This is a genomic window from Sphingopyxis sp. MC1 (assembly GCF_000371385.1).
GTDB lineage: Bacteria > Pseudomonadota > Alphaproteobacteria > Sphingomonadales > Sphingomonadaceae > Sphingopyxis > Sphingopyxis terrae.
Map to the genome: position 1 here is coordinate 148,322 of NZ_AOUN01000008.1, position 22,966 is coordinate 171,287.

A 22,966-nucleotide genomic window follows, 5' to 3' on the forward strand; every position below is an offset into this window, starting at 1 on the left:
AGGTCAGGCGTCGAGGATCGGCGCGAAGCCGCCGTAGATCATGCGCTTGCCGTCGAAGCACTGGTCGGCCGGGTCGTGCCGCATACGGTCGTCGGCCATGATCTTGTCCCAACCCGCGACGCGCGTTTCCTTGTCGGGCCATTCGATCCAGCTGAACACGATATTTTCGTCCGCTTCGGCGTGGGCCGCGCGGCGATAGTCGGTGACCTTGCCGTCCGGCACATCGTTGCCCCAGCATTCGAGGACGCGCGTCGCGCCATGGTCGAGAAAGACGACCGCGGCCTTTTCGGCGAGCGCGCGATAGGCGTCGCGATTGGCGGTCGGAACCGCGACCACAAAGCCGTCGGTATACCCCATCGGGCCGCCCAGCCCTTCCTCGACGATCGAGGCGAAGCCCGCAACGATCATCCGCTGGCCGTCGAAGGGCATCGCCGCACCCATCGCTTGCATACGCGGATCGCTCATCATCTTTTCGGTCGCGGCGTCGCGCGCCGCGCGGTCGGGATATTCGAACCAGGAAAAGACGATCTCCTCGCCCTGCTTTGCCTGCACTGCGGTGCGGAAGTCGTTGACCTTGCCGACGGGGACGTCATCGCCCCAGCATTCGACATGGCGGCGAACGCCGAATTCCTTGAACAGCGCCACCGCATCGGCGGCATGCTCGCGATAGGCGTCCTTCGCATTGGCAGGCACCGCCAGCACAAAGCCTTCGACATAGGTCATCGTCTCTCTCCATTTTTCTTTCCAGGGGGATCAGGTCATGCGGCGCTCGGCTCCTCGGTGAAGGCGGCGAGCTGCGCCGCGAGCGCACGGCCGAAGGCGGGGCGGTCGAGGCAGCGCGCGAGATAGGTTTCGAGCCGCGGATGTTCGGCAACGACGCCCGCCTCTATCCCTTCGCGCAGCACCGTTGCCATCGCGATATCGGCGACGCTGAAGTCGCCCGCGAGATAGGGCCGGTCGCCCAGCGCCTCCGCAAGCTTGCCGAGCCGGGTACGAAGAAATTCAAGCAGGCCGGGACGGCGCAGTCGCGCCCATTCCTCGCCCGCGGCGAAAATCTCTATGTTCGACAGTTCGAACATCAGCGGTTCGACGCTGTTGTAGGCGGCGAAGAGCCAGCTCGTCACCGTGGCGCGCCCTTGCGGGTCGCGCGGCAGCAGCGCGGCGTCCTGTTCGGCGAGATGGAGCAGGATCGCGCCGCTTTCGAACAGGCGGACATTGCCGTCGCGCAGCACCGGCACCTGCCCCCACGGCTGGTCGCGATAATGATCGGCCGGCCGGTTGACCGCGCTGATCAGCCGCTCGGCATAATCGACGCCCATTTCCTCGCACGCCCAGCGCGGACGCAGGTCGCGGACGAAGCCCTGCGCGAAATCGGGAACCCAGTCGAAAGCGGTGATTTCGATCGCCGCATCGGATTTGACGCCCATGGCCCTACTCCCTCTTGCCCTTGATGAACGCGACGATCGACATGGCGTGGCCATGGCCGAGGTCGAAATCCTGCTTCAGCCAATCGCCCACCGCGCCGGCCTTGACCCCCGCGGCAAGCCCGCCCGCGTCGGCGAGGCCGCGCTCGACGGCGAGCGCGCGCAGCGCCTCGGCCGACTTGCCGGTCTTGGCCTCGACATTGTCGAGATAGGCCTGGAAACTCATTGCGAGACCTCGGGCACCGCCGCCTCGCCGTTCGCGACGGCGGGGTCCATCCAGAAGGGACCCCAGACATGGCCATCGGGGTCGAGGAGGTCGCGGCCGTACATGAAGCCATGATCCTGCACCGGGTTGATGTCGGCGGTGCCGCCGTGCGCCGCGGCGGCGGCGATCATCGCGTCGACCGCCGCGCGGTCGTCCATCGCGAGCGCGAGCGACACCTCGCTGGCGCTGGTCGGCGGGATCGGGCGATCGGTGAAGCTTTGCCACTTGTCGTGCGTCAGCAGCATCACGAAGATGCTGTCGGACCAGACCATCGCCGCCGCAGTCTCGTCGGTGAAGCGCGGTTCGTTGGTGAAGCCGAGCGCTTCATAGAAGGCCATGGATTTCGCGAGGTCGCGAACCGGCAGGTTGACGAAGATCATCTTGGACATGGGTGGCACTCCTCTTCCTGGGGGGATTTTTCGTCAGGTCCGCCCGAACAGCATGCGGACATAACGCGTCAGATGCGCGACACTTTCCCGGGCAATCGCCGGGTCGTTGGTGGTTTTGGCCAGAACGAAGCCACCCTGCAGCACCGACTGGATATGCCGCGCGAGATCGAGCGCGCTCATCCCCGCAGGCGCGCCATAGGCCTGCATCGCGGCTTCGATGTCGGGGGCGAGCGCTTCGCAATAGGCGGCGATGCTCGCCTCGCACGCCAACCGGATCGGCTCGCTGGTCGCATAGGCATCCTGCACCATCGTCCCGATGAAGCAGGTGAAGCCATCGACCGGGCCGTGCAGCAGCGAAAAGCGGAAATCGATATGGCCGAGCAGCCGGTCGAGCGGATCGTCCAGCTTCGTGTGCGGCAGCATGTCGAACATTGGCCGCGCGCGTTCGGTCCAGGCCTCGGCCGCGGCGACCGCCAGCGCCTCCTTCGATTCGAAATGATGGAAGAAGGCGCCCTTGGTCACGCCCGCGGCGGCGCAGATCTGGTCGACCGTGGTCGCGGCATAGCCCTGACGCCGCACCTCCTGATGCGCGGCGGCGATCAGCTTGTCGCGCGCACTGCCGCGCGGTGCGCGAGGGGCCGGAAGCGGGTCGGACGATGAGTGAGTCGCGGTCATGAATGCCTACATACCAACTGGTCGGTATGTTGTAAAGAGGTACGGGGGACGCATCCAGGATGGCGCCGAAAGGACTCGACCTTTCCGGCACTTGGCTTATGACGGAACGCAGAACAAAGCAGGCACAATCTGCGCCACTATGGGGGCAAAATGGTCGCGATCGTTTCTACCGTCGCCTATCTCGGGCTCGAAGCGCGGGGCGTCGAGGTGCAGTGCCAGATCGCACCGGGCGTGCCCGCCTTCGCGGTCGTCGGCCTGCCCGACAAGGCGGTCGCCGAGAGCCGCGAACGCGTGCGCGCCGCGCTGTCGGCGATCGGCCTCGCGCTGCCGCCCAAGCGGATCACCGTCAATCTGTCGCCCGCCGATCTGCCTAAGGAGGGGTCGCATTATGACCTGCCGATCGCGCTGGCGCTGCTCGGCGCGATGGGCGTCGTCGATGCCGAGACGCTGGGCGCCTATGTCGTCGTCGGCGAGCTGGGGCTCGACGGACGGGTCGCGGCCTCGCCCGGCGTGCTGCTCGCCGCGCTGCACGCGGGCAGCGTCGATCGCGGGCTGGTCTGCCCCGCGGCGCAAGGCCCCGAAGCGGCATGGGCGGGCAATGTCGAGGTGCTGGCGGCGACCGACCTGCTCGCGCTGCTCAACCATTTTCGCGGCACCGCGACGCTTTCCCCGCCCGTTCCCGGCGAAGTCGAGCCGCCGCGGCGCACCGCCGACCTGGCGCAGGTCAAGGGGCAGGAAACCGCCAAGCGCGCACTCGAAATCGCGGCCGCCGGCGGGCACAATCTGCTGATGAGCGGGCCGCCGGGTGCGGGCAAATCGCTGATGGCGGCGTGCCTGCCCGGCATCCTGCCCGACCTGACCCCCGCCGAAGCGCTCGAAGTGTCGATGATCGCCTCGGTCGCGGGCGGGCTCGAAAGCGGGCGGCTGGTGCGCGCGCGACCCTTCCGCGCGCCGCATCATTCGGCGTCGATGCCCGCGCTGGTCGGCGGCGGGCTGCGCGTGCGCCCGGGCGAAGTCAGCCTGGCGCATCTGGGGGTGCTGTTTCTCGACGAACTGCCCGAATTCCAGCGCGGCGTGCTCGACAGCCTGCGCCAGCCGCTCGAAACCGGCGAGGTCAGCGTTGCGCGCGCCAATGCCCATGTCACCTTTCCGGCGCGCGTGCAGCTTGTCGCGGCGATGAACCCGTGCCGCTGCGGCCATCTCGGCGACCCGGCGCTTGCCTGCAGCCGCGCCCCGCGCTGCGCCGCCGATTATCAGGCCAAGCTGTCGGGACCGCTGCTCGACCGGATCGACCTGCATGTCGAGGTCGAGGCGGTGAGCGCCGCCGACCTGACGTTGCCGCCGCCCGCCGAGGGCAGCGCCGAAGTCGCGGCGCGCGTCGCCGCGGCGCGCGCGGTCCAGACCACCCGCTATGCCGCACACAAGGTGCGCACCAATGCCGAGATCGACGGCGAGTTGCTGGAAGCGGTCGCGACCCCCGACGAACCGGGGCGGCAATTGCTGGCGCAGGCGGCCGAGGCGATGCGGCTGTCGGCGCGCGGCTATACCCGCATGCTGCGCGTCGCGCGGACGATCGCCGATCTTGCCGGCGCCGATTCGATCGGCCGCGTCCATATTGCCGAAGCGCTGAGCTACCGTCGGCAGGCGCCGCGGAATTAGGGTCAGGCGAAAGCGCCGACGCTTTCGATGAACTTGATGACCGAGATCGGTTTCGAGACATAGGCCTCGGCGCCCGCGGCGCGAATCTGTTCCTCGTCGCCCTTCCCGGCATAGGCGGTGACGGCCATGATCGGCACTGCGCGCAGCGTCAGGTCGGCCTTCATCTGGCCGATCAATTCGAGCCCGCTGACGTGCGGCAGCTGGATGTCCATGATGATGAGGTCGGGCGCGATTTCGCGCGCCTTGGCAAGCGCATCGCGGCCGTCGCGCACCGGATGCGCGCTATAGCCATGGGCGTTGAGCAGGTCGCAGAACAGGCGCAGATTAAGCTCGTTATCCTCGACGACCAGAACGGTCTTTCCCATGATGTTGAAGCTTTCCCCGCTTGCGTCCGCGGCCGGTTTAGGCGAATCGGCGGCGCGACACAATTGCTTCGCAGGGAAGGATTTTCGGCGTGAATGACGGCGACGCGGCGCTGGCGCTGCACGCGCTCGGCTGGATTCTGGCCGACGAGCCGCGGGCCGAACGGCTGCTCGGCATGACCGGCCTGTCGCCCGAAGGTCTGCGCGCCTCGCTCGGCGATCGCGCGACGCTGGCGGCGATCCTCGGCTTTCTTGCCGCGCACGAACCCGACCTTGTCGCCTGCGCCGAAGCACTCGATATAGACGCCGAAGCCTTGGCCGCTGCCGCGCGCCGCCTCGAAGGACTGGAAGGACCAATGCCATGACCCGCCCGCTCGTCATCACCGATTGCGACGAGGTGCTGATGCACATGGTCGTCCCCTTTGCGCAGTGGGTCGACGAGGAACATGGCGTGATCTTTCGGATGGAGGACACGAGTTTCGCCGGCGCGCTGAAGCGCAAGGAATGCGGCACGCCGCTGGAAGCGGCCGAGGTCTGGCCGCTGCTCGACGGCTTTTTCCGCACCGAAATGCCGCGCCAATATCCGATTCCCGGCGCACTTTCCGCGATGGCCGAAATCGCCCGCCATGCCGACATCGTCGTGCTGACCAATGTCGGCCCTGACCATCAGGCGGCGCGCATGGCGCAGCTTGCGGCCCTTGGCTTCGACGCACCGGTGATCGGCAGCCGCGGCGGCAAGGGCGAGCCGGTGCGCGCGCTGATCGAGGAGCGCCGGCCGCCGGTCGCGGTGTTCATCGACGACCTTGCGAACCATCATCATTCGGTCGCGATCGAGGCGCCCGACGTGTGGCGCCTGCACATGGTCGGCGAGCCCGCGATCGCGGACAAGATACCCGCCGCGCGCCATGCCCATGTCCGCATAGACGACTGGGCAGCGGCGCAGGACTGGATTTTGGCGCGGCTTGCCGAAAAGGCTCCGGCCCCGGCGCCGCAGGCCGTATAATCCCCCAATCGAGACAGAAGGAATCACCATGGATATTGCCGCCAAGCTCGCCGACCTCGGCCTCGAGCTTCCCAAACCCGCCGCGCCGGTTGCCGCCTATGTCCCCGTCGTCGAGGCCGGCGGGCTGCTGCATATCAGCGGCCAGCTTCCCTTCCGCGACGGGCAGGTCGTGACCGGACGGCTGGGCGCCGACACCGACGAGGCAAGCGGCTATGACGCCGCGCGGCGCTGTGCGCTGATGCTCGTCGCCCAGATCGGCAAGGCGCTGGACGGCGACTGGTCGCGGGTCGAAAAGATCGTCAAGCTGGGCGTGTTTGTGAACAGCGATCCCGCCTTCACGCAGCAGCCCAAGGTCGCGAACGGCGCTTCCGAGCTGATGGAATCACTGTTCGGCGAAGCGGGTCGCCACGCGCGCAGCGCCGTCGGCGTGTCGGTCCTGCCGCTCGGCGCGGCGGTCGAAGTCGACGCGATCGTCGCGGTGAAGCCCGCGTAAGCCCATCGTGGCCGAGGCAGACCCGCCCGCCCGCACCCTGTCGCTCGGCACCGGCGTCGCCGCGGTCGAGGCGGCGGCGTGGGACGCGCTGGCAGGCGGCGGCAATCCCTTCGTCGGCCATGCCTTTCTGGCGCTGCTCGAAGAATCGGGGAGCGTCGGGCCGGGAACCGGATGGCAGCCCGCGCCCTTGCTGGTCGAGGATGGCGCGGGCCAGCTCGTCGCCGCGGCGCCCGCCTATCTGAAGACGCACAGTCAGGGCGAATATGTCTTCGACCATATATGGGCCGACGCGTGGGAGCGCGCCGGGGGCGCCTATTATCCCAAGCTTCAGATCGCGGTGCCCTTTACCCCGGTACCCGGACCGCGGCTGCTCGCGGCCGAGATCGACGATGCGACGCTGCTGCTGCGCGCGGCCGAGGCGGTGGTCCGGCAGAACGACCTGTCGTCGGCGCATGCGACCTTTGTTGCGCCCGAACAGATGCCGCTGTTCGAGGCGGCGGGCTGGCTGCTCCGCCGCGACATCCAGTTCCATTTCGCCAATCGCGGCTATCGCGATTTCGACGATTTCCTCGCCACGCTGACCTCGGCAAAGCGCAAGCAGCTTCGCAAGGAACGCGCGCGTGCGGTCCAGGGTCTGCGAATCGAGGATGTCAGCGGCAACGCGATCCGCCCCGAACATTGGGACGCGATGTGGGCCTTTTATCAGGACACAGGCGCGCGCAAATGGGGACATCCCTATCTGACGCGCGCGGCGTTCGACATGATCGGTGCGCGCATGGCCGACAAGGTGTTGCTGAGCATCGCGTGGCAGGACGGGCGGCCGGTGGCGGGCGCGATGCACCTGATCGGCGCCGACACGCTTTATGGCCGCTATTGGGGATGCCTGATCGACATTCCCTATCTGCATTTCGAGCTATGCTATTACCGCGCCATCGACCTTGCGATCGCGCGCGGTCTCGCGCGGGTCGAGGCCGGCGCACAGGGCGCGCATAAACTCGCCCGCGGCTATGCCCCCGTTGCGACCTGGTCGGCGCATTTCATCGCCGATCCGGGATTCCGCCGCGCGGTCGCGGACTTTCTGGAACGCGAACGGGCGGCCGAGGAATCCGAAATGCAATGGCTGGAAGGACAGATGCCGTTCCGGCGAAGCGGCTGAGGAATCAGGCGGCGTAGCGACGCGCCGCCGGGCGGCGGGCGGTTTCGTCGAGCCATGCGCGCGCCTGGCGCTGCGCCTCGGCGATCTCGTCGCGGCTCATTTCGGCCGAGACGTCGGCGCGGCACTGCTGGCCTTCGATATTGCCGCCGAGCGCCGAAAGATTGAACCATTTATGCGCCTGGATCAGATCGACATCGACACCGCCGGTGCCGGTCGAGAAGGCCACGCCAAGGTCGAAATAGGCATTGGCATCGCCGCGCGCCGCATCGAGCAGCCGGCTTTCGATCAGATACTGGGCAGACTTCAGACTGTTAGCCATGATAACCCCCTGTCGTCTCCACCCCACATGGAGACTTCGGGGTCAAACCTTGCGGCTTATGGTCAACAAAGCGTTAACGGCGCGGTGATTTTTTTGGGGATAAGCGGCGCAAACGACAGAAATCCGCCAATTTTTCGCTTGATCAATCGACCGCATAATTGTCGATCAGGCGCGTTTTCCCCATCCGCGCCGCCGCCAGAAGACGTGCCTGCACGCGGAATATCGTCAATCTTTCGAGGCTGTCGGCGTCGGCGAGCGCGACATAATCGACGCTGTCGAACCCGCCCGCGATGATTGCCGCCTCGGCATCGGCGAGCGTTTCGGCGACATCGGCGCCGCCCGCGATTGCCGCCACCGCGGCCTTGAGCGCGTCCGGAAAAGCCGCCGCGGCGGCGCGCTGTTCGGGCGACAGATAGGCGTTGCGCGACGACAGCGCGAGCCCGTCGCCATCGCGTGCGATCGGCGCGCCCAATATATCGAGCGCGAAATCGAGGTCGCGCGCCATGCGGCGGATGATCGCCAGCTGCTGCCAATCCTTTTCGCCGAAGATGGCGACGTCGGGGCGCACCTGGTTGAACAATTTGGCGACGACGGTCGCGACGCCGTCGAAATGCCCCGGCCGCGCCGCGCCGCAATAGTCGGCGCCGAGTTCGGCCACCTCGATATGCGTGGCATGGCCGCCCGGATACATGGTCGCGACATCGGGCGCCCAGAGCAGCGCCACGCCTTCCTCGACCAGCAGCGCGGCGTCGCGCGCCTCGTCGCGCGGATAGGCGGCATAATCCTCGTTCGGGCCGAACTGGGTCGGGTTGACGAAGATCGACACCACGACATGGTCGGCAACGCGGCGGCCCATGCGGACGAGCGACAGATGCCCGGCGTGCAGCGCGCCCATCGTCGGCACCAGCGCGACGCTCTTGCCGCCTTGCTTCAGCGCTGCGACCGCGCGGTGGAGCGTGGCGATGTCACGGATGATTTGCACGCTTGCCCTGCCTCCGATATTGGCGGCGCCAATACGCCCTTCATGCGGCCGCCATGCCGCGCCAACAGGAAAATCGCAACGGTCATGACCAAAGCCCCCCCGCACCGGATCATCTTCGCCAATGAAAAGGGCGGCACGGGCAAATCGACCTGCGCGGTGCATTTCGCGGTCGCGCTGGCGAGCCAGGGCTGGCGCGTCGCGGGGATCGACCTCGACCCGCGCCAGCGCACCTTCCACCGCTATCTCGAAAACCGCACCAACACCGCCAAGCGCCGCGGGATCGACCTGCCGATGCCACAGTTCGAGGTGTTCGAAGGCTCGACCGTCGAGGAACTCGACGAACAGGTTGCGCGGCTGGCCGACGGGGTCGATTATTTCGTCGCCGACACGCCCGGCCGCGACGATGTGTTCGCCCGCCACCTTGCGACCACCGCCGATACGCTTGTCACCCCGATCAACGACAGCTTCATCGATTTCGACCTCATCGGTCAGGTCGACCCCGAAACCTTTCAGGTCACCCGCCCCAGCTTCTATTCCGAACTGATCTGGGACACGCGCAAGGCGCGAGCGAAAAGCGACGGGCGGACGATCGACTGGATCATCCTGCGCAACCGTCTGCAGCATGTCGACGCGCACAATATGCGCCGCGTTGGCGAAGCGCTGAACCAATTGTCGCGGCGCGTCGGCTTTCGCGTCATTCCGGGGCTGGGCGAGCGCGTGATCTATCGCGAGTTGTTCCCGGCCGGCCTCACCCTGCTCGACAAGGCGCATCTCGGCGGCATGGGGATCGGCCATGTCGTCGCGCGACAGGAATTGCGCGAGGCGATGGCGGGGCTCAACCTGCCGCAGCGCGAACGACTCCACCCCGACGGCGACCTGTTCGCCGTCGCCTGACCCTCCATCCTCCCGAGAGGCATCCATGACCCATCGATTCCACCCAACCATGCTGCGCGAATATGATATTCGCGGGGTGGTCGGCGACACGCTGTCCGATGCGGACGCCCATGCCATCGGGCGCAGCTTCGCGACGCTGATCGCACGTGCCGGCGGCAAGCGGGTGGCGGTCGGTTACGACGGGCGGCTGTCGTCGCCGATGCTCGCCGACGCGCTGATCGCCGGGATCAATGCCGCGGGCATCGACGCGCTCAATGTCGGGCTGGGGCCGACGCCGATGCTCTATTATGCCGCATCAACCGAAGATGTGGACGGCGGCATACAGATAACCGGCAGCCACAACCCCCCCGACTATAATGGCTTCAAGATGGTGTTTCAGGGCCGCCCCTTCTTCGGCGCCGATATCCAGCGGATCGGCGAAATGGCCGCCGCGGGCGACTGGGAAGCCGTCAACCCGGGAGGAGAAGGCACGGCGCAGAGCATCGATATCGTCGATGCCTATGTCGACCGGCTGGTCCAAGGATTCGCCGGCGGCGCCTTCCGCATCGGCTGGGATGCGGGCAACGGCGCCGCGGGCACGGTGATCGAAAAGCTCACCGCGCGCCTGCCCGGCGAACATCATCTCCTCTACACCGATATCGACGGTCATTTTCCGAACCACCATCCCGATCCCACCGAGGAAAAGAACCTTGCCGACCTGAAGGCGCTCGTCGCCGCGAAGAAGCTCGACTTCGGCGTCGCATTCGACGGAGATGGCGACCGCATCGGCGCGATCGACGGCGAAGGCCGGGTGATCTGGGGCGACCAGCTGCTGCAGATCTATGCCGCCGCAGTGCTGAAGGAACGGCCGGGGGCGACGGTGATCGCCGACGTGAAGGCCAGTCAGGCGCTGTTCGACCGGGTCGCCGAACTCGGCGGCAAGCCGCTGATGTGGAAGACCGGACACAGCCTGATCAAGGCAAAGATGAAGGAAACCGGCAGCCCGCTGGCGGGCGAGATGAGCGGGCATATCTTCTTCGCCGACCATTATTATGGCTATGACGACGCGCCCTACGCGGCGGTCCGGCTGATCGAGGCGGCGACGAAGCTTGGCAAGAGCGTGACCCAATTGCGCGGCGAGATGCCCGCGATGGTCAACACGCCCGAACTGCGCTTCCAGGTCGACGAGGTGCGCAAATTCGCCATTGTGGACGAGGTTCTGGCGCGGCTGACCGCGGCGGGCGCAACGGTCGACCGCACCGACGGCGCGCGCGTGCTGACCGACGACGGCTGGTGGCTGCTGCGCGCATCGAACACGCAGGACGTTCTCGTCGCGCGCGCCGAGGCGAAGGACGAAGCGGCGCTTGCGCGGCTGATGGCCGCGATCGACGATCAGCTTGCGGCGTCGGGCGTCGTGCGCGGGCCACAGGCGGCGCATTGATTATGGCGCGTGTCCCCGCGAAGGCGGGAATCCATCTCCCGCCAGTGCCAGTTTGAACCGGTCGGAGATGGGCACCCGCCTTCGCGGGTGCACACGCTCCTTTTAGCACCCGACCTTTTTATCGCCCTGATGGCTTCTCCATTGATCCCTGCAAAAATCTTGCCAGATTGACCTCCGCCGCGTCGCTGGGGTAACGCGCGCATTGGGGGCAGCGTCAGGAACCCAGAACGGAACCGAAGATCCTATGACCGACCAATCCACCGCCGGCACGCTTTCCGACACCGATCACGGCGTCGCCGAGCATACCGCGCACGTCCAGCAGGACGCGGCGGCGGGCAACGGGCTGGCGGTCATTTCGATCGCCAAAAGCTATGACAAGCGCACCGTCCTGTCGGACGTGTCGCTGTCGGTCGCCAAGGGCGAGGTCGTCGGCCTGCTCGGTCCCAACGGCGCGGGCAAGACGACCTGCTTCTATTCGATCATGGGGCTGGTCAAACCCGACGCCGGACGCATCATGCTCGACGGCGCCGACATCACCGCGCTGCCCATGTATCGCCGCGCGATCCTGGGCCTTGGCTATCTGCCGCAGGAAACCTCGATCTTTCGCGGCATGACGGTCGAACAGAATATCGCCGCGGTGCTCGAACTCGCCGAACCCGACAAGATCGCGCGCCAGCAGCGGCTCGACGAGCTGCTCGACGAATTCGGCCTGACCCGGCTGCGCAGCGCGGCGGCGATGGCGCTGTCGGGCGGCGAACGGCGGCGCGCCGAAATCGCGCGCGCGCTCGCGGCCAACCCGTCGATCATGCTGCTCGACGAACCCTTCGCCGGCATCGACCCCATTTCGATCAGCGATATCCGCGACCTTGTCGCCGACCTCAAGACACGCGGCATCGGCGTGCTGATCACCGACCATAATGTGCGCGAGACGCTGGACCTCGTCGACCGCGCCTGCATCATCTACGACGGCAAGGTGCTGCTTGCCGGATCGCCCGCCGAGCTGGTGGCCGACCCAGAGGTCCGCCGCCTGTATCTTGGCGAGGGCTTTTCGCTTTGATGCGGTAGTCGCCGATGGCGTTGGGTCCACGCCTCGATTTACGCCAGTCGCAATCGCTGGTGATGACGCCGCAGCTGCAGCAGGCGATCAAGCTGCTCGCGCTGTCGAACCTCGAACTCGAAGCCTATCTGGCCGAGGCGCTCGAAGGCAATCCGCTGCTCGATGCGACGCCGGGCGACCGCGAACCCGGCGATGACGAGGGGGGCGACGAAGCGCCGCCGTCCGACGGCCCGCCCGCCGACACCGACCTGGCGCTGTCGTCCGAAGCGGGCACCGCCGACGATCTCGACGTCGATTTTGCCGAGGAACGGTTCCACCACGATAGCGCGAGCGATTCGGTGGGGCTGTCGGGCGACGGCGAGGGCATCGATTTCGACAGCTTCGCGGGCGACGACGGCACGCTTTACGACCATCTGCTCGCCCAGGTCGGCGAGCGATTCTCGGGCATCGAGGCGATGGTCGCCGAACAGATCGTCGCGCTGATCGACGAGGCGGGCTATCTGCGCGCCGATCTCGCCGAGCTGGCGCAGCGGCTCGGCGTGCCGCTCGCGCTGGTCGAGGCCGTGCTCGCGGGCGTCCAGAGCTTCGACCCTTCAGGCGTCGGCGGCCGCGACCTCGCCGAATGTATCGCGATCCAGGCGCGCGAGGCCGACCGCTACGATCCCGCCATGGCGACGATGATCGCGCATCTCGACCTCGTCGCAAAGGGCGCTTTCCCGCAGCTCAAGCGTATCTGCGGCGTCGATGACGAGGATCTGGCCGACATGATCCGCGAGCTGCGCGCCTACGACCCCAAGCCCGGCCTGCGCTTCGGCGGCACCGCGACGCAGGCTGTGGTGCCCGACCTTTATGTCCGCCAGACGGCGAAGGGCTGGGCGGTCGAGGTGAACAGCGGCACGCTTCCGCGGCTGCTCGTCAATCGCCGCTATTACACCGAACTGGCAAAGGACGCCGCGGCCAAGAGCAAGGCGTGGCTGTCCGAACAGCTCGCGGGGGCCAACTGGCTGGTGCGCGCGCTCGACCAGCGCCAGCGCACGATCGTCAAGGTCGCGAGCGAGATCGTGAAGCAGCAAGAGGGCTTTTTCCTCCACGGCGTCGCGCATATGCGCCCGCTGACGCTGCGGCAGGTGGCTGAGGCGATCGGGATGCACGAATCGACCGTCAGCCGCGTCACCAGCAACAAATATCTGTCGTGCGCGCGCGGCCTGTTCGAACTCAAATATTTCTTCTCGTCGGGGATTTCGGCGACAGAGGGCGACGGCGCGGTGTCGGCCGAAGCGGTAAAGAGCCGGATCAAGGCGATGATCGAGGCCGAAGATCCCAAGGCGATCCTGTCCGACGAGACGATCGCGCAGAAGCTGTCGGCCGAAGGCCACGACATCGCGCGGCGCACCGTGGTCAAATATCGCGAGGCAATGGGCTATGGCTCGTCGGTGCAAAGGCGACGGCAGAAGGCGCTGGCGGGATAAAACTGTCGTCACCCCGGACCCTTCGACAAGCTCAGGACAGACTTGATCCGGGGTCCACGACCTCGGCGCGGCAATGGATTCCGGATCAAGTCCGGAATGACGAAATAAGGGTGGGACCCGGTTGACTTTTCACCCGCTTCCCCATAGTTGCGCCGCTTCGCGTAACAACGCCAAGATTTACGGAACAGACCAATGAAGATTCGCAACAGCCTGAAGTCGCTGAAGGACCGCCACCGGGATAACCGCGTTATCCGTCGTCGTGGCCGCACCTATGTGATCAACAAGACCAACCGCCGCTTCAAGGCGCGCCAAGGCTAAACGCCTTGCCGGGACCGCGTGTCCCCGCGCATTTGCGAGTAAGCGTAACGCCGTCGGATGCTTCCGGCGGCGCTTTCGCGTGTCCGGAGCAGCCATGATTCGCCAGAGCGTCATTTTCGATGTCGGCCGCGTCCTGTTCGACTGGGACCTGCGCTATCTGTTCGCCAAGCTGATCGACGATGCGGGCGAGCTCGAATGGTTCGTGACCAACGTCGTCACGCCGCAGTGGCATTTCCAGCACGACGCGGGGCGGCCGCTCGCCGACATGCTGCCCGAGCTGAAGGCCGAATATCCGGCGCATGCGCCCCTGATCGACGCCTATGCGGCGCGCTTCAACGAGACGATTCCGGGGCCGATGCCCGGCAGCCTCGAACTGGTCGAGCGGCTCGACGCGGCGGGGGTGCCGCTGTTTGCGATCACCAATTTCGGGCATGAATTCTGGGAAGGCTTCCGCCCGACCCAGCCGGTGTTCGACCGCTTCCGCGATATTGTCGTCTCGGGTACCGAGAAGCTGATGAAGCCCGACCCCGCCATCTACGCCCTCGCGATCGAGCGATTCGGCATCGATCCCGATGGCGCGCTCTTCATCGACGACGTTGAGCACAATATCGCGGGCGCCGAATCGGTGGGGATTGCAGGGCACCAGTTCGTCGATGCGGCAACGCTGGAGCGCGAGCTGGTCGCGCGGGGCTATCTGGCATAACCATTCGTCATCCCCGCGAAGGCGGGGATCCAGCTTTCAACGGCGCGAGCTGGATCCCCGCCTTCGCGGGGATGACGAATAGGGGTTCCTACTTCTCCACCCCCAACTGCGTCAGCACGAAGGCATATTCCTCGGCATCTTCGTGGAGCGCGCCCCAGCGGCCCGATTTGCCGCCGTGGCCCGCGCCCATGTTGGTGCGCAGCAGCAGCGTCGCGTCGTTCGTCCGCGTCGCGCGGAGCTTGGCGACCCATTTGGCGGGTTCCCAATAGGTCACGCGCGGGTCGTTCAGCCCCGCCGACACCAGCATCGGCGGATAGGCCTTTGCGGTGACATTGTCGTAGGGGCTGTAGCTCAACATATAGTCGAACGCGGCCTTGTCGGTGATCGGGTTGCCCCATTCGGGCCATTCGCCGGGGGTCAGCGGCAGCGTTTCGTCGACCATCGTGTTGATGACGTCGACGAAGGGCACGCCCGCGAGCACCGCGCCCCACAGCTCGGGCGCCTCGTTATAAATCACGCCCATCACCTGCCCGCCCGCCGAGCGGCCCTCGACCGAAATCTTGCCGGCGCTGGTGTATTTCTTCGCGATCAACCCGCGCGCGACGTCGATGAAGTCGTTGAACGTGTTCTTGCGCTCGGTCGTCTTGCCCGCAAGATACCAGCCGCGGCCGAGGTCGTCGCCGCCGCGGACATGCGCGATCGCATAGATCATGCCGCGATCGACGAGGCTGAGCCGCGTGGTCGAAAAGCCCGGCGGGACGCGATAGCCGTACGAACCATAGGCATAGAGATGCATCGGCGCGCTGCCGTCGAGCTTGGTGCCCATTTTGTAGACGAGCGAGGCGGGGATCAGCGTCTTGCCATCGCGGCTCGGAAGATTAACCCTTTCGGTTACATATTGCGTGGCATCGTAACCCGAAGGGATTTCCTGCACCTTCAGCGTTTCGAGCGTTCCGCTCGCCAGATCATAATCATAGACCGTGTCGGGGGTGACCATCGATTCATAATCGAGCCGCAGCTTGTCCTGATGATATTCGGGATTGTCGCCGAGGCCCGCGACATAAGTCGCCTCGGGAAATTTGATCCGGCCGGGGGTCAGCGGCGCGTCATAGCGGCGGATATCGACCTGATCGAGCCCGTCCTCGCGCGCTTCGATGACGAAATAGTCGCGAAATATCGACAGGCCGGTGATGTAGCTATGGTCCGATCCGGGGATCAGCGTGGTCCACTTGCCCGGATCCTTCACGCTCGCGGTGGCGATGCGGAAGTTGGGATGCTCGTCATTGGTGTGGATATAGAGCGTGCCGTCGCGCTCATCGACGCTGTACTCGCGGCCCTTCTGGCGCGCCGAGACGAGCTGCATCGGCGCCTCCGGATTGTCGGCGGGGAGAAGATAGACCTCGCTCGTCTCGTTATCGCCCGTCGCGATCACGATATAATTGTCGGCGGCGGTCTTGCCGATCCCGACCCCGAAGCCGATGTCGGGCTCCTTGTAGAGCAGCTTGTCGTCGGCGACGGGGGTGCCGAGCTTGTGCAGCCGGACATTGTCGGTGCGCCAATTCTCGTTCGCGAGGCCATAGAGGATCGCGTCATTCCCCGACGTCCAGACGAGCGAGGACAGCGTTCCGGGGATAACGTCGGGCAGTTGTTCGCCCGTTTCCAGATTGCGCACGCGCGCCTCGAAGCGTTCGGAGCCATTGTCGTCGAACGAATAGGCCATCAGCCTGCCGTCGGGGCTGATCGACAGTTCGGCGAGGCGGAAATATTCCTTGCCCTCCGCCATCGCGACCTCGTCGAGGATCAGCTGGGTCTCGCCCGCGCCGGACGCGGGCTTGCGGTACCATTTCTTATATTCGGCGCCCTCTTCATATTCGACCCAATAGAGCCAGTCGCCGTCCTTCTGGGGCACCGACGAATCGGCTTCCTTGATCCGCCCCTTCATCTCCTGGAACAACGTCTCGACCAGCTGGGCGTGCGGTTTCATCGCCGCATCGAAATAGGCGTTTTCGGCCTTCACATAATCGAGGATGTCCGCGTCATCGATCACCGGATAGCTCTGGTCGCGGAGCCAGAAATAGGGATCGGACAGCGTCTTGCCGTGCAGCGTGATTTGGTGCGGCCGTTTGTCGGCGACCGGAGCGGCGGGGCTGGTGGTCAATATCGTCTCTTTCTCTTCGGCGAATGCGCTGCCGGGCGCGACAAGCGGGGTGGTAATTGCGGCCAGAAACATCCAAATAGCGCGCATCAAGAAAACCCCCGCAGCATCGCCCCGATCGGGCAGGAATTGGCTGCGATGTAGGAACAAGGAACAGCGCATGTCCACCCCCGACCATGCAGATCGCCTCGCCCGCCTGCGCGCCGAACTCGCGCGCCGCGGCCTCGACGGCTTTGTCGTGCCGATCAGCGACGAGCATATGAGCGAATATGTCGGCGCCTATGCGCAGCGCATGGCGTGGCTGACCGGCTTCGGCGGATCGGCCGGAACCGCCGCGGTGCTGCCGGCGAAGGCGGCGGTGTTCGTCGACGGCCGCTATACGGTGCAGGTGCGCGACCAGGTCGACGGATCGCTTTACGACTATATCGGGGTGCCGCAGTCGAGCGTCGCCGAATGGCTGGGCGCCAATGTCAGCGCCGGGCAGAAGATCGGCTATGATCCGTGGCTGCACGGCATCGACTGGGCGCGCGGCCTGGCGGCGGCGCTGACCGCGAAGGGCGCCAGCCTGATTGCGGTCGACACCAACCCCATCGACGCGGTGTGGGACGACCAGCCCGCGCCGAGCGCCGCGCCGATCGCGGTCTATGATACCGAGCAGGCGGGGCAGTCGGCGGCCGACAAGCGCGGCGTGATCGCCGACTGGCTGAAGGCGCAGGGGCTCGACACCACGGTGATGACCGCGCTCGATTCGATCGCCTGGACCTTCAACATCCGCGGTGAAGACGTCAGCCACACGCCCGTCGGGCTTGCCTTTGCTCTGCTCCATGACGACGCCACCGCCGACCTGTTCGTTGCGCCCGAAAAGATCACCGACGCAGTGCGCGCGCATCTCGGCAACAGCGTGCGCATCCACGACCGCACCGCCTTCGAGCCTGCGCTCGCGGCGCTGGCGGGCAAGCGTGTCGCGGTCGATCCCGACCGCGCGGTCGCGGGGATCTTTACCGCGCTCGAAGGTGCGGGCGCAAAGATCGCGCGCCACCGCGACCCGGCGGTGCTGCCCAAGGCGATCAAGAACAGCGCCGAGCTTGCCGGCACCCGCGCCGCGCACGTCCGCGACGGCGTCGCGGTCGCGCGCTTCCTCAAATGGATGGAAGAGGTCGCGCCGCAGGGCGGGCTCGACGAACTCGGCGCGGCGGCGAAATTGCGGGCCTTTCGCGACGAAAGCGGCGTTTTGAAGGATCTGTCCTTCGATACCATCTCGGCCGCCGGTCCCAACGGCGCGCTGCCGCATTACAAGGTCGATGAAACGACCAATCGCGCGATCGAGACGGGCACGCTCTATCTCGTCGATTCGGGCGGGCAATATGCCGACGGCACGACCGACATCACGCGCACCATCGCGATCGGCGAACCCAGCGCCGAAATGCGCCGCCGCTTCACGCAGGTGCTGAAAGGGCATATCGCGCTCGCAACCGCGCGCTTTCCCAAGGGAACGCGCGGCAGCCAGCTCGACATTCTCGCGCGGCAATATCTGTGGGCCGACGGGGTCGATTACGCGCATGGCACCGGCCACGGCGTCGGCGCCTATCTGGCGGTTCACGAAGGGCCGCAGCGCATCGCCAAGCCCGCCGGCGGCCAGGCGGGAACCGAGGAGCCGCTACACGCGGGCATGATCCTGTCGAACGAGCCCGGCTATTACAAGGCCGGCCATTTCGGCATCCGCATCGAGAATCTGGTGGTGGTCGAACCCGTCCGCATCGAGGGGGCCGAGGAGGATATGCTGGGCTTTGAAACGATCACCTTCGCGCCGATCGCGCGCAACCTGATCGTCGGGGCGATGCTGTCGCCCGCCGAAGCCGGCTGGCTCGACACTTATCATGCCGAGGTGGTGGAGAAGCTGTCGCCCGGGATGGTCGCGGCCGACCGCGAATGGCTGGCCGCCGCCTGCGCGCCGATCGATCGCGGCGTCGCCGCGCTCGCGGCCTGAGGGACGCGGCATGGATCAGGCCAACTGGGCTGTCCCGCGCGACGATTTTCGCGTCCAGCAGGATGTGCGCGTCCGCTTCAACGAGATCGACGGCCAGAATATCGTCTTCAGCGGCAATTATCTGATCTACGCCGACATCGGCGTGACCGAATATTTTCGCGCGCTGGGCGAGGGACAACCGGGCCCCTATTTTCACCAATATGGTACAGATATCCGCGAAGTGCATAGCGAAATCGACTATCACGCGCCGGCCCGGCTCGACGAGTTGATCACCATCGCGGCGCGCGTCAGCCACTTCGGGCGGACGAGTTTCACGCTGCACTGTGCGATATTTCGCGGCGCCGAACGGCTGACCGATATCGAGATCAGCTACGCCCATCTCGACCTCGACACGGGCAAGCCGACCGCGCTTCCGGGCAGCTTTATCGCCGAAGTCCGGCGATTCGAAACGCGTCTGCCGGTGCAGGATTAGGCCGGGCGATTCGCGGCGAACGCCGCCGATTCGCGTTTCTCCACCAAAAAGGTCGAAAAAAAGGGCCGCCCGAGGGCGACCCTTGAAAGTTTTTGGGAGAGGATGCCTAAAAGGCAAGTGTGATATTGCACTGCACAATTGATTGTGCAACTGCGAAATAAGCATCCGGCATTGCAAAAATTGCAATCATTGGCATCGATAGCATGCAAAGCATGCAATCCCACTCCCGCACGCACCCCCCTCGCAAATGGGCGCGACATCGCCTAGATTGGCGCCATGTCTATGCTCAAAAATTGGGATGTCGGCGGCGGCCTGTCGGATTTCTGGGCCTATATCCGCGAACCGCGCCCGCACCGCTGGACGGTGTGGGGCCTCGCGATCGTGCTGCCGCTGCTGATCTTCTACGGCTTTTCCAAATATCTTGTGCCCTATGAAAGGCCCAAGCCGCAGATCATCTATTTCGAAAACTGGAAGGCCGACCGCAGCGAAGCGGAGATACGCGCCGACTGGGTGGCGCGCGCCAAGGAAACGACGCGCGCCAACGCCAAGCGCCGCGCCGAATTCCAGCGGCTCGCCGACATGATGGGGGTCGAGTATGACGCCAGCGAAGCCGAGAAGGTGACGCGCGAGACGCTGGGCAAGGAAGCCGACGCCATCGAAAAGAAGCCCGAGCCGCCGAAGCGCTCGACGCTCGCCGAGCGGGCAGCGCGCGGCGCGGCGGCACCCGCGACCAAGCCCTGACCCCGGTGCGCGCCGACGCCGACTGGATGGCCGCGGCGATCGCGCTGTCGCAGCGCGGGCGCCCCGAGGCCGCCCCCAACCCCAATGTCGGCTGCCTGATCGTCAAGGACGGCCGCGTCGTCGCGCGCGGCTGGACGCAGGCGGGGGGCCGGCCGCACGCCGAAGCGATGGCACTGGCGGCGGCGGGCGACGCCGCGCACGGCGCAACCGCCTATGTCAGTCTGGAACCCTGCGCCCATGCGAGCACCCGCGGCCCGTGCTGCGCCGATCTGCTGATCGCCGCGGGCGTCGCACGCGTCGTTGTCGCCGCGCAGGATCCCGATCCGCGCACCGACGGACAGGGCATCGCCCGGCTGCGTGCGGCCGGAATAGCGGTCGAGACCGGCCTGCTTTCCGGCGAAGCGCAGGCGGCGATGGCCCCCTGGTGGTCACGCGCGACGCGCGGCCAGCCGTTCGTCACGCTGAAACTCGCGACCTCGCTCGACGGCTGCATCGCGATGGCCGACGGGTCGAGCCGCTGGATCACCGGCGCCCCTGCCCGCGCGCACGCGCATCTCGAACGCGCGCGGCATGGCGCGATCCTGGTCGGGCGCGGTACCTTCGCGGCCGACGCGCCGACACTCGACGTCCGCCTGCCCGGACTTGCGTCGCGGAGCCCGCAGCGCCTGCTCCTGACGCACGGCGATGCCCCCGACGGCTGGACCGCGCTCGCGGCGCCGGACGCTGTGGATGCGCTGCCGATCGATTCGCTGCTCGTCGAGGGCGGCGCCGGGGCCGCGGCCGCCTTTCTTGCCGCCGACCGCGTCGACCGGCTGCTTCTCTATCGCGCGCCGATCCTGATCGGCGCCGGCCGCCGCGCGCTTGGCGACATCGGCCTCGGCGATCTGGCGGGCGCGCACGGGCGCTGGCGCCCGGCCGACAGCCGGATGCTTGGCAGCGACCGGATCGACGTCTACGAGCGCATCAGGAAGGAATGACCGCTCCCATGTTTACCGGCATCATCACCGACATCGGCACCATCCGCAGCCGCGAGGATCGCGGCGACACGCGCCTCGTCATCGGCACCGGCTATGACGTCGACACGATCGACCTGGGCGCCTCGATTGCCTGTTCGGGCGCGTGCCTGACCGTCGTCGACAAGGGCGTCGATGACGGCAGCAACGGTCCCGGCGGCTGGTTCGCGATCGACGCGAGCGGCGAAACGCTGGCGCGCACCGCACCGGGCATGTGGGACGCAGGGCGCCGCCTGAACCTGGAGCGCGCGCTGCGCGTTGGCGATGAACTGGGCGGACATATCGTGACGGGCCATGTCGATGCGGTCGGCCGCATTGTCGCGGTCGATCCCGTCGGCGACAGCGTCAAATTGACCGTCGAGGCACCGGCATCGCTCGCGCCGCATATTGCGCCCAAGGGATCGATCACGCTCGACGGCATATCGCTGACCGTGAACGACGTCAGCGATCAGCCGGACGGTACCGCGCATTTCACGCTGAACATCATCCCGCACACGCAGGAGATGACGACGCTGAACGAAGTCGCGGTGGGGCGTCCGGTCAATCTGGAGATCGACGTCCTCGCGCGTTATCTGGCGCGGATGCAGACGCGCGGATGAGCGACCCGCGCCGCAAGGCGATCGTCCGGCTGCGCATCGCGATCTGGACCTGCGCCATCCTGTTGTTCGCGATCCAGTTCGTCCATCACGCAATCGGCCTGTTCCTGCCCGCGATGGCGCTCGCGCTCGTGTTGCTCGCCGCGGCGATCCAGCATGTCGAAACGCGTCTGCAGCGGCCGGCCAAAAGCTATGCGCGGGTGGGCATCGCATCGGCCGCGGCGGCGCTGCTGTTCATCGCGCTGCCCGCCTATTGGCACGGCATCATGTGGATCGGTGCGCTGCTTTGGGTCGGCTTTACCGCCGCCGGGTTTGCCTGGTGCATCCAATATGAGCGCACCGAGCCGCTCGACCGCCCCTGAAACAGGCCGTCAGCGCTCGGCCCAGCCGGCCGCGATTTCGGGATCGGCGGCGATCATCGAACGGCGCATCGCGAGCCGGCCGATCCGCAGCAGTTCGGCCTTGCGCCGCGCGGGCGCGAGGTTGCAGCTCGCGGCCTCGCGCACCACGGCGGCGCCATAGCGGTCGGCGACGATCAGGCCCGAGGTTTCGGGGCGATAGCCCTCGGTCTCGAGGATCGCAGGATCGAGGCCCGACGCGAGCGCCCAATAGAAGCGGTCGCACCAGTCGCAATAGTCGGGCCATTTGCCGTCACCGTGCAGATCGGCGCGGCTGACCTTGATCTCGACGATTGTGATATGGCCCTTCGCGTCGATCGCGGTGAGGTCGGTACGGCGGCCGTTGGGGAGCGTCACCTCGGGGATCGCGACGAGCCCCTGCTGCGCGAACAGCCGGCACACGCCGCGCGCGACGTCCGCGGCGGTCAGCAGGTCACTCGCCATGGCTCAGAAATCCTCAGAAGGGGACGTCGTCGTCCAGATCGTCGTCGAACGGCGGACGGCCGCCGCCCGAGCCGCCACCGCCACCCTGGTTCCAGCCACCGCCCGAGCCGCCGCCGGGCGCGGCGCCACCCTGATCCCAGCCGCCGCCCGATCCGCCGCCCTGCGACCAGCTATCGCCGCCGCGCGAGCCGCCACCGCCGCCGCCAGGCGCACCGTCGAGCATGGTCAACGTGCCGCCCATGCCCGCAATCACGACTTCGGTCGTGTAGCGGTCGTTGCCGTCACGGTCCTGCCACTTGCGGGTGCGCAAAGACCCTTCGATATAAACCTTCGAGCCTTTTTTAAGGTAGCGCTCGACGACGCCGACGAGGCCGTCGCCGTTGATGACGACATTGTGCCATTCGGTGCGCTCCTTGCGCTCGCCGGTCATGCGGTCCTTCCACTGTTCGGAGGTCGCGATGCGGATATTGGCAATCTTGCCGCCGTTCTGGAACGACTTGATTTCGGGATCGGCGCCCAGATTGCCGATCAGAATAACTTTGTTGACGCTGCCAGCCATGCCGCTCCGCTCC

Annotated in this window: 28 protein-coding genes and 1 pseudogene; 17 read left to right on the plus strand and 12 right to left on the minus strand. The window is 66.5% G+C overall.

Features of this window, described 5'->3' with window-relative positions; genetic code table 11:
• Positions 1 to 3: 3 nt before the first annotated feature.
• The 6 genes and pseudogenes from EBMC1_RS18810 to EBMC1_RS11725 form a co-directional block, all read right to left on the minus strand.
• On the minus strand, positions 4 to 357 hold the full coding sequence (locus EBMC1_RS18810; RefSeq protein ID WP_231292920.1) for a DUF1428 domain-containing protein: 354 nt from the start codon (positions 355 to 357) through the stop codon (positions 4 to 6).
• A 69-nt stretch (positions 358 to 426) separates the two neighbouring features.
• A pseudogene (locus EBMC1_RS18815) lies at positions 427 to 723 on the minus strand (DUF1428 domain-containing protein); the annotation flags it as partial.
• Between the two features lie 35 nt (positions 724 to 758).
• The gene (locus EBMC1_RS11710) at positions 759 to 1,427 is read right to left on the minus strand and encodes a glutathione S-transferase family protein (protein WP_003046717.1); all 669 of its coding nucleotides are present in this window, start codon (positions 1,425 to 1,427) and stop codon (positions 759 to 761) included.
• A gap of 4 nt (positions 1,428 to 1,431) precedes the next feature.
• Positions 1,432 to 1,650 carry a DUF4287 domain-containing protein gene (locus EBMC1_RS11715; protein WP_003046720.1) on the minus strand — a complete coding sequence of 73 codons (219 nt, stop codon included), beginning with the start codon at positions 1,648 to 1,650 and terminating at the stop codon, positions 1,432 to 1,434.
• A complete protein-coding gene (locus EBMC1_RS11720; protein ID WP_003046723.1) occupies positions 1,647 to 2,078 on the minus strand; it encodes a VOC family protein in 432 nt (143 codons plus the stop codon). The genes EBMC1_RS11715 and EBMC1_RS11720 overlap by 4 nt, the downstream gene beginning before the upstream one ends.
• Positions 2,079 to 2,111: 33 nt before the next feature.
• Positions 2,112 to 2,753: a TetR/AcrR family transcriptional regulator gene (locus EBMC1_RS11725; RefSeq protein ID WP_003046725.1), complete on the minus strand. Its 642-nt coding sequence runs from the start codon at positions 2,751 to 2,753 to the stop codon at positions 2,112 to 2,114.
• Positions 2,754 to 2,903: 150 nt separating this feature from the next.
• Here EBMC1_RS11725 and EBMC1_RS11730 point away from each other — a divergent pair, with 150 nt between their 5' ends.
• A complete protein-coding gene (locus EBMC1_RS11730) occupies positions 2,904 to 4,412 on the plus strand; it encodes a YifB family Mg chelatase-like AAA ATPase (protein WP_003046729.1) in 1,509 nt (502 codons plus the stop codon).
• Positions 4,413 to 4,414: 2 nt separating this feature from the next.
• Here the strand turns inward: EBMC1_RS11730 and EBMC1_RS11735 are convergent, their stop codons facing one another.
• Positions 4,415 to 4,777: a response regulator gene (locus EBMC1_RS11735; RefSeq protein ID WP_003046733.1), complete on the minus strand. Its 363-nt coding sequence runs from the start codon at positions 4,775 to 4,777 to the stop codon at positions 4,415 to 4,417.
• A gap of 89 nt (positions 4,778 to 4,866) precedes the next feature.
• Here EBMC1_RS11735 and EBMC1_RS11740 point away from each other — a divergent pair, with 89 nt between their 5' ends.
• The 4 genes from EBMC1_RS11740 to EBMC1_RS11755 are packed head-to-tail and all read left to right on the plus strand — an operon-like array spanning position 4,867 to position 7,426.
• Positions 4,867 to 5,139 (plus strand): DUF3572 family protein, encoded by a 273-nt coding sequence (locus EBMC1_RS11740; protein ID WP_003046737.1) that lies wholly within the window; start codon positions 4,867 to 4,869, stop codon positions 5,137 to 5,139.
• Positions 5,136 to 5,777: a hypothetical protein gene (locus tag EBMC1_RS11745; protein WP_003046740.1), complete on the plus strand. Its 642-nt coding sequence runs from the start codon at positions 5,136 to 5,138 to the stop codon at positions 5,775 to 5,777. Before EBMC1_RS11740 ends, EBMC1_RS11745 begins: the two co-directional genes overlap by 4 nt.
• A gap of 28 nt (positions 5,778 to 5,805) precedes the next feature.
• Positions 5,806 to 6,270 (plus strand): RidA family protein, encoded by a 465-nt coding sequence (locus EBMC1_RS11750; protein ID WP_003046743.1) that lies wholly within the window; start codon positions 5,806 to 5,808, stop codon positions 6,268 to 6,270.
• A 7-nt stretch (positions 6,271 to 6,277) separates the two neighbouring features.
• Positions 6,278 to 7,426, plus strand: coding sequence for a GNAT family N-acetyltransferase (locus EBMC1_RS11755; protein ID WP_003046747.1), 1,149 nt, complete (start codon positions 6,278 to 6,280; stop codon positions 7,424 to 7,426).
• A gap of 4 nt (positions 7,427 to 7,430) precedes the next feature.
• Here the strand turns inward: EBMC1_RS11755 and EBMC1_RS11760 are convergent, their stop codons facing one another.
• Together EBMC1_RS11760 and panC are read right to left on the minus strand one after the other, a co-directional pair.
• Positions 7,431 to 7,745 (minus strand): sel1 repeat family protein, encoded by a 315-nt coding sequence (locus EBMC1_RS11760; protein ID WP_003046750.1) that lies wholly within the window; start codon positions 7,743 to 7,745, stop codon positions 7,431 to 7,433.
• A gap of 142 nt (positions 7,746 to 7,887) precedes the next feature.
• On the minus strand, positions 7,888 to 8,727 hold the full coding sequence (gene panC / locus EBMC1_RS11765; RefSeq protein ID WP_003046753.1) for a pantoate--beta-alanine ligase: 840 nt from the start codon (positions 8,725 to 8,727) through the stop codon (positions 7,888 to 7,890).
• An 84-nt stretch (positions 8,728 to 8,811) separates the two neighbouring features.
• Here panC and EBMC1_RS11770 point away from each other — a divergent pair, with 84 nt between their 5' ends.
• The 6 genes from EBMC1_RS11770 (at position 8,812) to EBMC1_RS11795 (ending at position 14,588) form a co-directional block, all read left to right on the plus strand.
• On the plus strand, positions 8,812 to 9,621 hold the full coding sequence (locus EBMC1_RS11770; protein WP_003046756.1) for a division plane positioning ATPase MipZ: 810 nt from the start codon (positions 8,812 to 8,814) through the stop codon (positions 9,619 to 9,621).
• Positions 9,622 to 9,646: 25 nt separating this feature from the next.
• Complete coding sequence (gene pgmG / locus EBMC1_RS11775; RefSeq protein WP_040590214.1) at positions 9,647 to 11,041, plus strand: phosphoglucomutase/phosphomannomutase PgmG; 1,395 nt, start codon at positions 9,647 to 9,649, stop codon at positions 11,039 to 11,041.
• A gap of 244 nt (positions 11,042 to 11,285) precedes the next feature.
• A complete protein-coding gene (gene lptB, locus EBMC1_RS11780; protein ID WP_003046761.1) occupies positions 11,286 to 12,098 on the plus strand; it encodes an LPS export ABC transporter ATP-binding protein in 813 nt (270 codons plus the stop codon).
• Positions 12,099 to 12,112: 14 nt separating this feature from the next.
• Positions 12,113 to 13,567, plus strand: coding sequence for an RNA polymerase factor sigma-54 (gene rpoN / locus EBMC1_RS11785; protein ID WP_003046764.1), 1,455 nt, complete (start codon positions 12,113 to 12,115; stop codon positions 13,565 to 13,567).
• Between the two features lie 192 nt (positions 13,568 to 13,759).
• A complete protein-coding gene (gene ykgO / locus EBMC1_RS11790; RefSeq protein ID WP_003046794.1) occupies positions 13,760 to 13,885 on the plus strand; it encodes a type B 50S ribosomal protein L36 in 126 nt (41 codons plus the stop codon).
• 94 nt (positions 13,886 to 13,979) lie between these two features.
• On the plus strand, positions 13,980 to 14,588 hold the full coding sequence (locus tag EBMC1_RS11795; protein WP_003046799.1) for an HAD family hydrolase: 609 nt from the start codon (positions 13,980 to 13,982) through the stop codon (positions 14,586 to 14,588).
• A gap of 88 nt (positions 14,589 to 14,676) precedes the next feature.
• On the opposite strand, the gene EBMC1_RS11800 is transcribed toward EBMC1_RS11795, so the two are convergent.
• Positions 14,677 to 16,833: a S9 family peptidase gene (locus tag EBMC1_RS11800; RefSeq protein WP_231292911.1), complete on the minus strand. Its 2,157-nt coding sequence runs from the start codon at positions 16,831 to 16,833 to the stop codon at positions 14,677 to 14,679.
• A gap of 70 nt (positions 16,834 to 16,903) precedes the next feature.
• Here EBMC1_RS11800 and EBMC1_RS11805 point away from each other — a divergent pair, with 70 nt between their 5' ends.
• From EBMC1_RS11805 to EBMC1_RS11830, 6 genes are all read left to right on the plus strand, one after another.
• The gene (locus EBMC1_RS11805) at positions 16,904 to 18,730 is read left to right on the plus strand and encodes an aminopeptidase P family protein (RefSeq protein WP_003046804.1); all 1,827 of its coding nucleotides are present in this window, start codon (positions 16,904 to 16,906) and stop codon (positions 18,728 to 18,730) included.
• A 10-nt stretch (positions 18,731 to 18,740) separates the two neighbouring features.
• Positions 18,741 to 19,202 carry an acyl-CoA thioesterase gene (locus EBMC1_RS11810; RefSeq protein WP_003046807.1) on the plus strand — a complete coding sequence of 154 codons (462 nt, stop codon included), beginning with the start codon at positions 18,741 to 18,743 and terminating at the stop codon, positions 19,200 to 19,202.
• A gap of 276 nt (positions 19,203 to 19,478) precedes the next feature.
• Entirely contained in the window at positions 19,479 to 19,943 is a 465-nt protein-coding gene (locus tag EBMC1_RS11815; RefSeq protein WP_156001182.1) for a hypothetical protein, read from the plus strand.
• Positions 19,944 to 19,969: 26 nt separating this feature from the next.
• Positions 19,970 to 20,920 (plus strand): bifunctional diaminohydroxyphosphoribosylaminopyrimidine deaminase/5-amino-6-(5-phosphoribosylamino)uracil reductase RibD, encoded by a 951-nt coding sequence (gene ribD, locus EBMC1_RS11820; RefSeq protein WP_040590257.1) that lies wholly within the window; start codon positions 19,970 to 19,972, stop codon positions 20,918 to 20,920.
• A gap of 8 nt (positions 20,921 to 20,928) precedes the next feature.
• Positions 20,929 to 21,555 carry a riboflavin synthase gene (locus EBMC1_RS11825; RefSeq protein WP_003046813.1) on the plus strand — a complete coding sequence of 209 codons (627 nt, stop codon included), beginning with the start codon at positions 20,929 to 20,931 and terminating at the stop codon, positions 21,553 to 21,555.
• Complete coding sequence (locus EBMC1_RS11830; protein WP_003046816.1) at positions 21,552 to 21,914, plus strand: hypothetical protein; 363 nt, start codon at positions 21,552 to 21,554, stop codon at positions 21,912 to 21,914. The genes EBMC1_RS11825 and EBMC1_RS11830 overlap by 4 nt, the downstream gene beginning before the upstream one ends.
• 9 nt (positions 21,915 to 21,923) lie before the next feature.
• Here EBMC1_RS11830 and EBMC1_RS11835 read toward each other — a convergent pair whose 3' ends face one another.
• Positions 21,924 to 22,394, minus strand: coding sequence for an MmcB family DNA repair protein (locus EBMC1_RS11835; protein ID WP_003046818.1), 471 nt, complete (start codon positions 22,392 to 22,394; stop codon positions 21,924 to 21,926).
• A 13-nt stretch (positions 22,395 to 22,407) separates the two neighbouring features.
• Positions 22,408 to 22,953, minus strand: coding sequence for a single-stranded DNA-binding protein (gene ssb / locus EBMC1_RS11840; RefSeq protein WP_003046820.1), 546 nt, complete (start codon positions 22,951 to 22,953; stop codon positions 22,408 to 22,410).
• Positions 22,954 to 22,966: the final 13 nt, after the last annotated feature.